At 36.6% G+C, this 12,654-nt stretch carries 17 protein-coding genes; 2 read left to right on the top strand and 15 right to left on the bottom strand.

The genetic code is table 11. The annotated features are described in order from the left end of the window. Positions 1–252: 252 nt before the first annotated feature. The 9 genes from ccsB to BW724_RS09685 all read right to left on the bottom strand — a co-directional run bounded on the left by ccsB (position 253) and on the right by BW724_RS09685 (position 7,900). Positions 253–1,437, bottom strand: a complete 1,185-nt coding sequence (gene ccsB / locus BW724_RS09725) for a c-type cytochrome biogenesis protein CcsB (protein WP_088077816.1) — start codon at positions 1,435–1,437, stop codon at positions 253–255. After that, complete coding sequence (gene resB / locus BW724_RS09720) at positions 1,421–3,124, bottom strand: cytochrome c biogenesis protein ResB (RefSeq protein ID WP_088075035.1); 1,704 nt, start codon at positions 3,122–3,124, stop codon at positions 1,421–1,423. Before resB ends, ccsB begins: the two co-directional genes overlap by 17 nt. Before the next feature lie 12 nt (positions 3,125–3,136). After that, positions 3,137–3,664, bottom strand: a complete 528-nt coding sequence (resA, locus tag BW724_RS09715; RefSeq protein ID WP_088075034.1) for a thiol-disulfide oxidoreductase ResA — start codon at positions 3,662–3,664, stop codon at positions 3,137–3,139. Positions 3,665–3,761: 97 nt separating this feature from the next. Continuing rightward, entirely contained in the window at positions 3,762–4,481 is a 720-nt protein-coding gene (locus BW724_RS09710; RefSeq protein ID WP_088075033.1) for a pseudouridine synthase, read from the bottom strand. Between the two features lie 200 nt (positions 4,482–4,681). After that, complete coding sequence (locus tag BW724_RS09705; protein ID WP_088075032.1) at positions 4,682–5,212, bottom strand: spore maturation protein; 531 nt, start codon at positions 5,210–5,212, stop codon at positions 4,682–4,684. 6 nt (positions 5,213–5,218) lie between these two features. After that, positions 5,219–5,809 (bottom strand): nucleoside recognition domain-containing protein, encoded by a 591-nt coding sequence (locus tag BW724_RS09700; protein ID WP_088075031.1) that lies wholly within the window; start codon positions 5,807–5,809, stop codon positions 5,219–5,221. Beyond that, the gene (locus tag BW724_RS09695; RefSeq protein ID WP_088075030.1) at positions 5,802–6,950 is read right to left on the bottom strand and encodes a D-alanyl-D-alanine carboxypeptidase family protein; all 1,149 of its coding nucleotides are present in this window, start codon (positions 6,948–6,950) and stop codon (positions 5,802–5,804) included. The genes BW724_RS09700 and BW724_RS09695 overlap by 8 nt, the downstream gene beginning before the upstream one ends. 152 nt (positions 6,951–7,102) lie before the next feature. Continuing rightward, positions 7,103–7,453 carry a stage V sporulation protein AE gene (gene spoVAE, locus BW724_RS09690; RefSeq protein WP_088075029.1) on the bottom strand — a complete coding sequence of 117 codons (351 nt, stop codon included), beginning with the start codon at positions 7,451–7,453 and terminating at the stop codon, positions 7,103–7,105. A 15-nt stretch (positions 7,454–7,468) separates the two neighbouring features. Next, a complete protein-coding gene (locus BW724_RS09685) occupies positions 7,469–7,900 on the bottom strand; it encodes a hypothetical protein (protein WP_140354951.1) in 432 nt (143 codons plus the stop codon). A gap of 199 nt (positions 7,901–8,099) precedes the next feature. Between BW724_RS09685 and BW724_RS23580 the strand changes: the two genes are divergently transcribed. Further along, entirely contained in the window at positions 8,100–8,606 is a 507-nt protein-coding gene (locus tag BW724_RS23580) for a hypothetical protein (RefSeq protein WP_088075027.1), read from the top strand. A gap of 87 nt (positions 8,607–8,693) precedes the next feature. On the opposite strand, the gene BW724_RS24265 is transcribed toward BW724_RS23580, so the two are convergent. From BW724_RS24265 to BW724_RS09665, 4 genes are all read right to left on the bottom strand, one after another. Continuing rightward, positions 8,694–8,819: a hypothetical protein gene (locus BW724_RS24265; RefSeq protein WP_268876146.1), complete on the bottom strand. Its 126-nt coding sequence runs from the start codon at positions 8,817–8,819 to the stop codon at positions 8,694–8,696. Between the two features lie 344 nt (positions 8,820–9,163). Continuing rightward, positions 9,164–9,661, bottom strand: a complete 498-nt coding sequence (locus tag BW724_RS09675) for a DUF3907 family protein (protein WP_088075026.1) — start codon at positions 9,659–9,661, stop codon at positions 9,164–9,166. Further along, positions 9,654–10,301 carry an SMC-Scp complex subunit ScpB gene (scpB, locus tag BW724_RS09670; RefSeq protein ID WP_088075025.1) on the bottom strand — a complete coding sequence of 216 codons (648 nt, stop codon included), beginning with the start codon at positions 10,299–10,301 and terminating at the stop codon, positions 9,654–9,656. The genes BW724_RS09675 and scpB overlap by 8 nt, the downstream gene beginning before the upstream one ends. After that, entirely contained in the window at positions 10,288–11,055 is a 768-nt protein-coding gene (locus tag BW724_RS09665; protein WP_088075024.1) for a segregation/condensation protein A, read from the bottom strand. The genes scpB and BW724_RS09665 overlap by 14 nt, the downstream gene beginning before the upstream one ends. Positions 11,056–11,203: 148 nt before the next feature. Between BW724_RS09665 and BW724_RS09660 the strand changes: the two genes are divergently transcribed. After that, entirely contained in the window at positions 11,204–11,725 is a 522-nt protein-coding gene (locus BW724_RS09660) for a DUF309 domain-containing protein (protein ID WP_088075023.1), read from the top strand. Here BW724_RS09660 and BW724_RS09655 read toward each other — a convergent pair. Continuing rightward, positions 11,722–12,072: a GNAT family N-acetyltransferase gene (locus BW724_RS09655; protein ID WP_088075022.1), complete on the bottom strand. Its 351-nt coding sequence runs from the start codon at positions 12,070–12,072 to the stop codon at positions 11,722–11,724. The two genes, BW724_RS09660 and BW724_RS09655, sit on opposite strands and share 4 nt — an antisense overlap. 12 nt (positions 12,073–12,084) lie before the next feature. Continuing rightward, a complete protein-coding gene (gene ribE / locus BW724_RS09650; protein ID WP_088075021.1) occupies positions 12,085–12,552 on the bottom strand; it encodes a 6,7-dimethyl-8-ribityllumazine synthase in 468 nt (155 codons plus the stop codon). Positions 12,553–12,654 lie beyond the last annotated feature (102 nt).

The raw sequence follows: 12,654 nt of genomic DNA, 5'->3' as shown, positions 1-12,654 counted from the left end.
TTCCCCCTCAAATTAAACTTATATTATTTGTGATCACTTCTAATTTTTCGACTAAATATTCACATTACATTGTACCATGACAAAAGTAGTTATTGTATATACATAAACAAAAATTATATATAATCATAGTTTTAACCTACTTTTGCATTTATATATAGAAGAAGCTTAAACGAGGAATAGATCCTTAGTTTAAGCCTCTCTTCTCTATAAAACAAAATAAAATATATACGTTGTTCATTCAGTGAATATGCATTAGAAAGCGTATGAGTGTAAACCGGCAATAACAAGGTTAACGAAGATAAGATTGAACATAATTAAGGCAAAGCCAATTACACAAAGCCACGCACTTTTCTCTCCATGCCATCCCCTAGACAGACGCAGGTGCAGATATGCTGCGTAAAATAGAAAGGTAATTAGTGCCCATACTTCTTTAGGGTCCCATCCCCAAAATCTCGTCCAGGCAATTTGTGCCCATATCATAGCAAAAATTAAGCCACCAAGTGTGAAAACAGGAAAACCTATGGCAATGGCACGATAACTCAATTCATCAACTGATTGTGGATTCACTGATTTTAGTAGAGGTTGAATCAAACCTCCAATTGGTTTCCTTATTATTAATCTAAGTCCCCAGTATAGAACTAACCCGCCAAGGATAGACCAAATTACTGTGTTTAAATCATTACTTCTAATAATAGCAGGCGTTGAAAGAAATGGCTCAAATCCTTCAGAAATCCTTTCCCCTTCATTTGGCCCTATAAGTGGTGGCATTGGATAACCCATTACAGCTTCTACGCCATTTTCATTCACATAATTAAATTGAGCTTCATAATCCGCTGCACCAAAGCCCATCCCTAACATAATATAAGCCACGGTACAGAAAATACAGAAGAGTATAAATTCTACTCCTTTTACTTTTTTCGATGTCTTTGTAAAGTCAACCACTCGGATTAAGTAAAGTAGACCTCCAGCAAACCCAATTGCTAAAATCCCTTGACCCAGCGCAACAGTTATAACATGTATTGTTAACCAGTTAGACTGTAACGCAGGAATTAACGGTTGAAGCTCACCTGGAAACATAGATGCATACGCAATAATTAACATAACAATTGGCATTGTAAAAATACCTAAATAATTGTTTTTATAAATAGGATATATGATGACAAAGGCAACAGCCATACATATACCAAGGAAGGTCGTGTATTCAAACATATTACTTACGGGCGCATGACCAGCTGCAATCCAGCGGAATATAAAATATAGCAAAGATGCAATTACTGCCAAAATAGAAGCAATATAACCTAATAATCCTGATTTATTTTTCTCTTCTCCTTCCTTATTTTTAAATCTTCTCCCTGTAATCGATACAGCAAAAAGGATTGTTGATGCCAAATAAAGAAAGAATGCCACTAACAAAAAGTTACTACTTAGTTGTTGCATCATCGTTTCCCTTCACCCCTTCTATCTCCTCTATCATATTCGATTCGTCTGTCTGATCTTCCGGCATCGGAATAGATGTTCCTTCAATGATAAACTCAATGTCTTTCTTTAAACCATGCCAGTTTTTGTTTGCATGTCCTGCAACCCAAATAACACCTTTTCGGTTTTGCAACCATATACGACGGTGGTGCCAGTAAGATCCTTGAATTAATCCAATCATAAAGATTGTTCCGCCAACAAAAAGTATTGGAAGGGTTCTGTCTCTTCTCACTGTTAGTGCCGTAACATGGTTCATGTCCACATCTATCATTCGTATACTATAATCATTTACTTCCCCTTCATCTACTAGGGGTTCATTAATTTGAACACCAACTAAGCTTAGCTCTCCACGTTCTTCTTCGTGGTCCACTTCAGGGGAAAATACCTCAAAAATAAATCTTGGGTTATCTGGTATCCTGTTACGTGTGTCTGGTTCTCCTCTATTATTAATATAAAAGTTCGGGAAATATTGGAATATTTCTACTCGATACCCACCGTCTAGCTCATAAACCATTTCAGGATTATATAAATCCACTTCAAAACTGATATTTGACAAGTCACCATTATAATCATCCAAGTTTGACTCTATTGTAAAAGTAAACTCAGCTAATTCATTAAGCTTGTAATCTACTTGGTATAGTGAAAACCCTTCAAAAGTTAACGGATCATTCACCCTAATATCATACTGCTTCACTTCTTCCAATTCGGTTCCAACCCCAACAGTACCAGTATCGACTTTCTTTAATAATGTAGCTGAAGTCTGGTATGTTTCTACAACAGGCTGACCCCCAGTACGTTCGAATGAGTCTCTAAATCTTTCATCCTCTTCATCGTAATATTCTACGATGAATTGGTCGTTTCTCAGAAAGTACTCTCCATCAGTTCCTCTAATAACAACCTCTTCCCCTTCGCGAATCCAGATATTTTCATCTATGTACATTGCAGGGAAGAATCGAAGCATACAACCAACTAGAAAAATGATTAGCCCAACATGGTTCACATAAGGGCCCCAACGTGAAAATCTATATTTTTCAGCTAGGAGATTTCCATCTTCCTTGTATATTTTGTATTTCTTTTCTCTAAGTGCCTTTTCTGCTTTTTGAATATCCTCTTCGGCAGTTTCGATTACATCATCTGATTTACTGAATAATCTCTGTCTATTTAAAAAGGAAGTATGCCTTTTTACCCTTTGTGTTTTAAGGGCGCGGTGAAGTGGAACAACTCGATCTAGACTACAAATTACTAACGATACTCCTAAAGATGCAATCAAGAGTAAATACCACCAAGAAGAATACATATTGTGGAGTCCTAATTGAAAATAAAGTTTACCTAATATTCCATACTCTTGCTCATAATAGATTGCAGCCCTTTCCCCAGGAGGCAAGTACATTTCTTGTGGGAAAATTGTTCCAATGGCTGATGCAATCAATAAGAGCACAATAATCCATATACCAACCTTGACGGAGCTAAAGAAGTTCCATATTTTATCGATAAACGTTTTTCTATAAGTTTGCGACCGCCGTGCAACCCCTTCATACCTCATATCAACTAAAGTCTGATTGTCTTCCATTTGAGGCTTACCACATGATTCACATAAATAAGTACCATAAGGGTTCACATGGCCACAATCACATTTCACTTTTTCCATTTATATCCCCCATTAATTACCTGGAATTAATCTTTCAAGTGACTGTATCACTTTTTCCTCTGATTTTGGCCCTATCTCCCTATCTAGGACAACACCATTTTCGTCGATAAGGAATGCGACTGGAATTTCCATTACACCATAAGCGTTCCCTACTAAATTCCCTCTATCTATATAGAGCGGATAGTTGTATTGAAAACGTTCCATATGTCTTTGGATAACAGTGCTGCCCTCACCAGAGTTAATAGCAACAATAACGACACCTTTGTCACGATAATCATCATAATTGTTTTTTAAGTGCTCCATTTTATCTCTACATACAGAACACCACGTAGCCCAAAAGTTGACATAGACACCTTTACCCTCTAAATCTGCTAGTTCTAATAAATTCCCTTCTGTATCTACTACTGCAAAGTTAGGTGCAATATCATCTCTATCGACACGCCCGCGATCTTCTGTAAAATGGGATATCAGTGTATAGCCAATTGCTGCAAACATTACCACTAAGATGATTGAACGTATAATTAAACGTTTTTGTTTCATACTTCTCCCCCATTAAATCCTGTTACAATCTTATCAGTTACATATTAACACTACGTAAGTGATGTTTACATATGGTTTAACCGAACATTTGTGAACATTATGTGACAGCTAATTCTCGCATCTTTTTAACCTCATGTGGCTTTAATTCACGAAATTCACCTGCATTTAACCCTTTTAACTGTAAAAACCCGTATTGTTCTCTTTTTAATTTCATTACTGGATGACCAATAGCTTCAAACATTCTCCTCACTTGTCTATTTCTTCCTTCATGAATAGAAATCTCTACGATTGATGTCTCTTTCCTCTTATCGCTTCTTATCACTTTTACTCTAGCAGGGGCTGTTTTCCCATCTTCTAGGATAATGCCTTTTTCTAACTTTTTAATATCTTCTCTTAAAGGCATGCCTTCCACTTTAGCAATGTATGTTTTATAAATTTTGTGTTTCGGGTGTGTTAATAAGTTGGCAAAGTCTCCGTCATTTGTTAAGAGCAAGAGTCCAGAAGTGTCATAATCTAATCTCCCAATAGGATAAATTCTCTGGTCTGTCGGGATAAAGTCTGTTACGACTTTCCTATTATGCTCATCAGATACACTCGAAATAACACCAGTTGGTTTATATAACATAAAGTACACTGGTTCTTCCCTCTCTAATGGAACTCCATTAACTTCTACTTTATCTATTTGCGGATCAACTTTTGTACCAAGCTCCGTTACCCTTTTACCATTCACATATACTTTCCCCTCAACAATTAATTCTTCAGCTTTTCTTCTTGATGTAATGCCAGATTGAGCTATTACCTTCTGTAACCTTTCCACATCTCTCACCCCAAAACAAGATTTCAATCTATTAGCTAGTTTGTTATTGAATACACATTTTCAAACACTAATTCTATCCTTTTTTTAAAGCCTACACAAAGAAAAAGCTCGTTTAGTAATTATACGAGCTTTTTCTAGTTACTTTTATTATATAATTTTATGATGTCTACTATCAAATTTAGTAACCCTATAAATGCATATTATAAAAAAACAATGGAGACAATGATAATGGAGGCAAAAACGCCAATCAAATCTGCTAATAAACCAACTTTAAGGGCGTCACCCATTTTTCTAATACCTACAGCACCAAAATATACTGTTAAAACATAAAAGGTAGTATCAGTACTCCCCTGCATAGTAGATGCTAATCGACCAATAAATGAATCAGGACCATGTGTAGCAATTAAATCACTCGTCATACCTAGAGCGCCAGTACCAGATAGAGGCCTTATTAATGCTAATGGTACAATATCAGCAGGTATACCAGCCATCTCCAAAGCAGGTCTAATTAAAGATATAAAAAATTCCATCGCACCAGATTCCCTAAAAACAGTAATTGCAACTAACATTCCTACTAAATAAGGAATAATTGAAAATGACATACTCACGCCTTCTTTTGCCCCTTCTACAAATGTTTCATATGTCGGGACTTTCTTCACGGTTCCTGCGATTAAGATAATTGCAATAATAGATGGGATCATCCACATGGAAACGGTCGTTACCCACTCCATAGCTTGTCACGTCCTTCTTTTCATTCTACGATAATAGAAAAAACGGTCTACTAATATAGCACCTAATGTTGAGCAGGCAGTTGCTAAAATCGTTGTTCCTACTATTTCCGTTGGAGATACAGATCCATACTGAATTCGAATGGCAATAACAGTCGTTGGTATTAACGTGATGCTTGCAGTATTCACGGCAAGTAATGTAATCATCGACCGACTTGCTTCATCTTTTCCTCCATTTAAACTCTTTAATTCTTCCATCGCTTTAATTCCCATAGGCGTAGCAGCATTCCCTAATCCAAACATATTTGCACTCATATTAGACAAAATATATCCCATTGCGGGATGATCCTTTGGTATATCTGGAAAAAGTCGCTTTACTATTGGCTGCAGTAAGCGGCTCATCCCTAAAAGGAGACCCGCTTTTTCTGCAATTCTCATCAATCCAAGCCAAAAGGTAAGTACACTGATTAATCCAATACAAATGGTAACAGCTTCTTTTGCCCCTTGGAAAATAGCTTCATTTACTTGATCCATTGTCCCGTTAATTCCAGCAAACACCAAACCAATTACAAATAGTGATACCCATATAATATTAACCACTGTTCTTCACTCCTATTACCATGAACAAGTGATCGAGCCATTTTTTCCAAAACGGTGGTGCTTCCTCATCTTCACCGATATATTTGAGAGGAACGACCCCAATCAATTCTTCACCTAACTCCAACTGAATTGTTCCAATTGGATATGGTGGATCTTCTCTTTCCCATTTATCATCATTTGGCGGTCTATATAGGACCACTTTCCTGTCGATTAACTCCACTTCTTCCTCTGCCAATGGATATTCAAAAGAATACTCTGCTGTAATCTTTTCTTGGTAAAACTCATCCTCAACTTCTATTACTCCTTGTTTTACAAGGGTAGAATGTTTAAAAGTATTAAAACCCCACTCAAACAAACTTATATGATCATTCCAATCGCTAGGAGCGTTTATTGTTACCGCTATTAAATCCATCTCATCCTTGTTAGCTGTACTGACTAATGTGCGTTTAGCCCTTTTTGTATACCCTGTTTTACCACCAGTACTATGCTTATATAACTGAGTTAAAAGACGATTTTTATTGTGCCAACTTCTTACACTTCCGGCTTTATTTTTCGAAGTGTAGCTTTTTGTTGACGCAATTTCTCTATACTCATCAAGCTCCAGTGCGTATTTTGTAAGGATCGCCATATCATAAGCAGTAGAGTAATGCTCCTCATGATCATCTAGACCGTGTGGATTTGCAAAAGCAGAATTTATCATTCCTAATTCTTCGCGTTTTTGATTCATCATGGTTACAAAACCTTCTAAACTTCCACCCACATGCTCCGCAATCGCAACTGCTGAGTCATTCCCAGATCTTAGCATTAGTCCGTACACTAAATCCCTCAGCTTAATTTTCTCACCTGCAACTAAGTATAAGGAGGAGCCCTCTGTTCCCTCTGCATTTTTCGATACAGTTACCCATTCATCCAACTGACCAGACTCAATGGCAAGAATAGCTGTCATGATTTTTGTGATACTTGCAATTCTCATTGGTGTATGTGCTTGTTTCTCAAATAGTACTCTACCACTTTCCTGTTCTATTAATATAGAACCCCTAGCAGAAACATCACCTGGAAAGGTTGCTGCATCACTGTAATTAGGTAGTATGTTAAAAACAAGAATAAATATCATAGTTAGCTTTAATGTTCTCTTAATCATTGTTTTCCTCCACTTTCATGCTGGTCTTTTTTCTGTTTGTACAAGTCTATGCAAAGAAAGAAAAGTTATGTCCAAGTCAAATGCAAACATAAAAAGGTACCTCTTACATACGAGATACCATTATATAGGTTGATTTCAGAATTACTTTACGTTCAGCCTTTAGGCCTAAATACGAGGGATGCAAGAAAGCTGAATATAATTGCCGCTGAGATACCTGCACTAGTAACTTCAAAAATACCAGTTATTATTCCAACTAAACCATGCCTTTCTGCTTCTGCCATCGCTCCGTGCACTAGTGCATTACCAAAGCTAGTAATTGGAATTGTTGCACCTGCACCTGCAAAGTCAATCAATGGCTCATACAGACCTAAACCGTCTAGGACAGCACCAGAAACTACAAGTGTACTCATCGTGTGGGCTGGTGTAAGTTTTCCCACATCCATTAATACTTGACCTACCACACAAATCAAGCCACCTACTACAAAAGCCCAGAAAAACATCATATGCATCACCTCCATTTAACCTTTCATATCATCTTCCACTTTCATAAGTTCCTTTTCCAAGTCTTTCTTTGTAATTTCATTTCGGTATACTTTTTTTTCTAATTCTTTTAACTCCATGTCTACTTTACGGTCTGTGGATATGTGAACAGTAGTATTCTTATCCACTTTTTTTGCTCGATCAAACGCAGTTTTTCTTATTTTTTCTAAAAAAAGTCGCTGAAAACCTGTTACTGTTAATGTCATATACACATCATCTTCCAATGAAACACTAGTAACGTGGTCTACCTCAGACATCGCCTGTACTTCTGCTCGCATTTTTTGTGCCGTGTCTTGTGAAATACTTGGTTTACGAGACCCTTCAGCTTCAAAAGCAGTTTGTCCATTTGGTGGATTTTGGCAGCTAATTAAAAGCAGTGGGATTAAAAATAGAATAATGATTCTAACCATCACTAACCTCACTATACTTTAGCTCCTTCCTTGTGATACCTATGAAGGACATAGTATCATTTTAAAAATTCCTTACTTGTTAACATGGATCCAATTAACATTTTTTATCCATAAATGACACAGACTGCAGTGCTTACTTTTTCTACAATATAATGTAAAATAAACATTGTATTTAAAAGAAATGTGGTGGAAATAGGTGTTGATAATAATAGTATTAATAAGTCTCAGTATTTTTATCCAATTGACCGGCCTTTGGATTCTATTCAGAAAGTTACACATTTTGGAAAAGTTTATTCATAAACCTAACACCGTAAATAACAAAAACAACCCTTATAATAGTGTTCAATGGAAGGATGAACTAAAAAGAACCGTAGAACTTCAATGCATGGAAGTTCGTAACGCAGTCCAAAAACAAACTGTAGATATTCATAAAAGGGAGATAGAATTATCCCCCAAAGAATTGTCTATAAGTGAGAATCAACTAAATAAAATCTATTCATTTGAGCAATTAATGATATTAAATAACTTTTGGGAGGCTTATCATACATACATTCATAAGTACTGGTTAACAAAAAATGGGGAGATAAAAGGGGTCTTCCAAGGAACTAAAGTAGATCCAAGTTCAGAAATCAGCTTGTTAATTGGGCAATCTAAATTATTGACTACACAAATGAACCACTGGCTAAAAAAAATTATGGAAAACTAATAAAATTTGTTAACAAGGTGTATACGGGGATTGGACTTGTGTTATGCCCAAGGACTGGGAATGGATCGTAACGAAACCAACATAAGATTACTGTTCCACAGCTTCATTTACTATTCGACAGACATGGTTTTCTGGGATATGTACCTCTAAATCCATTGGTAAATATAGTTGTTCCATGTTATAATTTTTGAAGGATATATAATTATATGTCATAAAAAATCGCTCCTTTGGTAGGTTATTGGCGGTACTTTAATTATACCAATTGGAGCGATTTTTTTATTTTTCATTTTTGTTAAAAATAGACAAGCTTATTACCAAAGTATTGACCGTGTGTGTTTTTCCATTGATAAGAGTAACTCGAAGAGCGACAGGCGGCGACTCCAGCGGGAAAAGCAATAGCTGAAGATCCCGCAGGGTGGTTTTCCCGAGGAAGCTGAAGCATTGCCCGCGGAAAGCGTCCGCCTATAGCGGTTCGAGTACTCAAATAGTAATTACTAGAAAAAAGAGAGAGGCTGCCCAAAAGTTTATACTTTTGGGACAGCCTCTTTCTCATAATATTATTCGTTTCCGCGTTGTCGCATTTTTGTGCGATAGTCCGTTTCATAATACTCGAGCTCTTCCCGCACTTCCTGGAGTGGCCCTTCAATGGATTTAACAAGCTCTTTCATTTTTTCCGGCACTGGTACCCTAAACTTTATTGCATTTTTCCCAGTATAGGCTGCTCTACTGTCTTCATACCACACATCTAGCTTAGGATGAAAGAATTCCTCCACACACTGATGGAAAACCCAGTATAAAGTTTTCTCAGCAGCACTTTTTCTAAAAACTTCGCTTCTTAATAACAAGCTTCCTGACTCTCGACCTTCATCGAAAAAAACTAAAATCCTTCTAAATTGATCTAATATATCTTCATAATCCTTTATATCAACTTCTTTTCCTTGATCCGACAACTCTTTTAATGTCGTATCATTTAAGAATACCCTAATTTCTTGTGACACATCTTTTAATTTCTCCATCGTAAATACTAATTGTTGCTGAACTAAATCATTACCCATCAATTTTTTCCTTCCCTTCTACTGCTTCTGGTTGTTCCATTACTTCTTCCTGTTTAGCCGATGCTAATTGCTCTTGGAATTTGGAGAAGAATAAATCTACTTCCTCCTCTACTTCCTCTTCTGCAACTGTCTCTGGCAATGGTGGAAGTTCTCCAATAGATCGTAAACCAAATTGATCCAAAAATTCTTTCGTTGTACCATATAATATTGCCCGTCCTGCGCCTTCTGCCCGACCCACCTCTTTAATTAATCCTTTTGCAGCAAGAGTTCTTATGGGCCTTTCCGTTTTCACACCGCGAATGTCTTCTATCTCTAATCTTGATATTGGTTGTCTATACGCCACAATTGCTAATGTTTCTAATGCTGCTTGTGACAACGTTGTAGAAGATGGGGCCTGGACTAAACGCTTAAAATACAAGGAGTGCTCAGGCTTTGTTGTTAGCTGATATCCACCAGCTACCTCCACTAGTTGAATTCCACGAGAATTTGAAGCATATGCCTCCATTAGCTCTGCCAAGTAAAACTTAGCCGTTTTTTTGTCTATTTGAAGTACATCCATTATTTGTTTAATGTCTAATCCCTCTTCACCAGATACAAAGAGAAGCCCTTCTATTACAGCTTTAATTTCATGACTCTTCAACTGACAAAGCTCCCTTCTGAAAAACCATTATTTCATCAAAATTACTATCTTGGTAGCAAAACACAGCATTTGCCTTCATTAATTCAAGGAGGGCAAGAAACGCCACAACGATATGATTTTTATCTTCCCGGTCAAATAGTTCAGAAAACTTCCTTTTACCTTGGTTCCTATGAAGATCTTGTAGAATTTGACTCATTTTTTCATCAATAGGAATATCCTCTCGCTGTATTCTAGAATACACTGGTTCCTTATACTCTTTTCTTTTCGTTAGCTTTTGAAATGCCTGCAACATATCATAAATAGAAACATTCATCGATGTTTTTTCTTCGTCTCCCATGGAGTCATCTTTTATAATGTTTGTTAAATCTGTCATGGGTTTCGAGAATAAATCACTTCGTTCCCGCTCCCTCTCTTTTAATTCTCCTGCCGCTTCTTTAAATCTCTTATATTCAATAAGTCGCTGCATTAGTTCTTCTCTAGGGTCTTCTTCTTCATATTCAAAGTCTTCCTCCTCCAAATCTTCTTGAGCAGGCAGTAACATCTGACTTTTCATATGGAGTAGAGTAGAAGCCATCACTAAATATTCGCTTGCAATGTCCAACTGAAGAACTTGCATCGTATGAATATAAATCATATATTGTTCAGTTATTTCTTTAACAGGAATATCGTATAAATCTAAATCGTTTTTCTGAATTAAATGCAATAATAAATCCAGAGGTCCTTCAAATGTTTGGAGCTTTACACTATATTGCATGGTCTCACCATTTCCCTATGTTCTTTCAAGCATTATATCATAAACAAGCATTCTTGTTCGTATAATCTAAAGATTAATTGCAAGCACTTTTAAAAAGATTATGGTACGCTATGATTAATGTAAACTTCATTCATGTTGGAGGACGAAAATGAATTATCCTAAAGCTTATATTGATTATTTATTGGAATTTCACGGAACTCGTGATTACTTTGAATGCCATGAAATAATGGAAGAGTATTGGAAAAAGAACAAAGAAAAGCATTGGCACACATTAATTCAATTGGCCGTCGCTATTTACCACGAAAGACAACTTAATCATACTGGAAGTCTTCGATTATACCGAAAAGTACTAGCTGCATTACGCAATAACCCTACTCCATTAGAAAATATAGCTATCGATGTTGAGGTACTAGAGACTACAGTAAAAGCACGTATAAAAAACATATTGGAAGATGGCCCATACACTACAATGAACCTTCCACTAACTGATGAATCTCTCGTTGACCTATGTAAAGAGCGGTGTAATCAAGAGAATGTATCATGGTGTTCTGAAGAAGATTTTCATGACTTTGATCTTATTCACAGACATAAACGGAGGGATCGAAGTGAAGTTATTGAAGAACGCCTCCGATCTCTTAAAGAAAAACGTAGAGAAAGGAAGGGAAATTAAACTTCCCCTTCCTCCCTACAATGTATTAAAAATTCGTTCGTATGCTTTGTTCCATGTAGGCTCACACCTAACTGTTTTTCAACTGCTTGAATCATGGTTGTTGCCACTCCTTCATTACGGTGCGATGGATCAACGCACAAATTCCGAAGCAGTACACCTTCTTCTGATTCTTCCACTCCAATCACACCAATGAATGCCTTACCCTTCCATAAATAAAGATGAAAATTAGGGTTATCTAAGTAATGATCCACTGTTTCTTGCAGTTTCTTAATATTCTTCTCCGTTGGCATAAACGATAGTAAGCCCATTGCTATTTTCTCGTATTCCTGCTTATATGGAACAAGCATAAACATCCCTCACTAAGATAAGCTTTTTGTAAGATTGGCCATTTCAATCGCAGCTGTTGCAGCGTCCCAGCCTTTGTTACCAGCTTTTGTTCCTGCTCTCTCAATTGCCTGTTCAATCGTATCAGTCGTAATTACTCCAAAAATAACCGGTAATCCACTTGAAAGACTTAATGAGGCAACACCTTTAGACACTTCACTACAGACGAAGTCGAAATGAGGTGTCGATCCTCTAATAACAGTACCTAGTGTAATAATAGCATCATATTTGCCAGAATCAACCATTTTTTTTGCTATTACAGGGATTTCATATGCACCTGGAACCCATGCAATGTCTACGTTATCCTCTTCTACACCATGGCGTCTCAATGCATCTTCTGCACCACTAAGTAATTTACTCGTAATGAAATCATTAAATCTCCCTACAACAATACCTACCTTTAATCCTGTACCTACTAAATTCCCTTCAAAAGTTCTACCCATAATATGTTCTGCCTCCTATAGTGATTTCAATTTTATTTTTTCTATATGGTTCATAAGACTACCTTAAATAAGGACTCTGAATATTAAAGCATTTAAATTCAA

The sequence above is a fragment of the Litchfieldia alkalitelluris genome (assembly GCF_002153425.1).
Taxonomy (GTDB): Bacteria; Bacillota; Bacilli; order Bacillales; family Salisediminibacteriaceae; genus Evansella; species Evansella alkalicola.
This window is presented reverse-complemented; position numbering and strand designations above follow the sequence as displayed.

What these genes read in the sequence shown, in the direction of transcription:
- ccsB (WP_088077816.1), bottom strand. Translation starts at nt 1,437, where the DNA reads ATGCAACAACTAAGTAGTAACTTTTTGTTAGTGGCATTCTTTCTTTAT.
- resB (WP_088075035.1), bottom strand. Translation starts at nt 3,124, where the DNA reads ATGGAAAAAGTGAAATGTGATTGTGGCCATGTGAACCCTTATGGTACT.
- resA (WP_088075034.1), bottom strand. Translation starts at nt 3,664, where the DNA reads ATGAAACAAAAACGTTTAATTATACGTTCAATCATCTTAGTGGTAATG.
- BW724_RS09705 (WP_088075032.1), bottom strand. Translation starts at nt 5,212, where the DNA reads ATGGAGTGGGTAACGACCGTTTCCATGTGGATGATCCCATCTATTATT.
- BW724_RS09695 (WP_088075030.1), bottom strand. Translation starts at nt 6,950, where the DNA reads ATGATTAAGAGAACATTAAAGCTAACTATGATATTTATTCTTGTTTTT.
- spoVAE (WP_088075029.1), bottom strand. Translation starts at nt 7,453, where the DNA reads ATGATGTTTTTCTGGGCTTTTGTAGTAGGTGGCTTGATTTGTGTGGTA.
- BW724_RS09685 (WP_140354951.1), bottom strand. Translation starts at nt 7,900, where the DNA reads ATGGTTAGAATCATTATTCTATTTTTAATCCCACTGCTTTTAATTAGC.
- BW724_RS24265 (WP_268876146.1), bottom strand. Translation starts at nt 8,819, where the DNA reads ATGACATATAATTATATATCCTTCAAAAATTATAACATGGAACAACTA.
- BW724_RS09675 (WP_088075026.1), bottom strand. Translation starts at nt 9,661, where the DNA reads ATGGGTAATGATTTAGTTCAGCAACAATTAGTATTTACGATGGAGAAA.
- BW724_RS09665 (WP_088075024.1), bottom strand. Translation starts at nt 11,055, where the DNA reads ATGCAATATAGTGTAAAGCTCCAAACATTTGAAGGACCTCTGGATTTA.
- BW724_RS09660 (WP_088075023.1), top strand. Translation starts at nt 11,204, where the DNA reads ATGAATTATCCTAAAGCTTATATTGATTATTTATTGGAATTTCACGGA.
- BW724_RS09655 (WP_088075022.1), bottom strand. Translation starts at nt 12,072, where the DNA reads ATGCTTGTTCCATATAAGCAGGAATACGAGAAAATAGCAATGGGCTTA.
- ribE (WP_088075021.1), bottom strand. Translation starts at nt 12,552, where the DNA reads ATGGGTAGAACTTTTGAAGGGAATTTAGTAGGTACAGGATTAAAGGTA.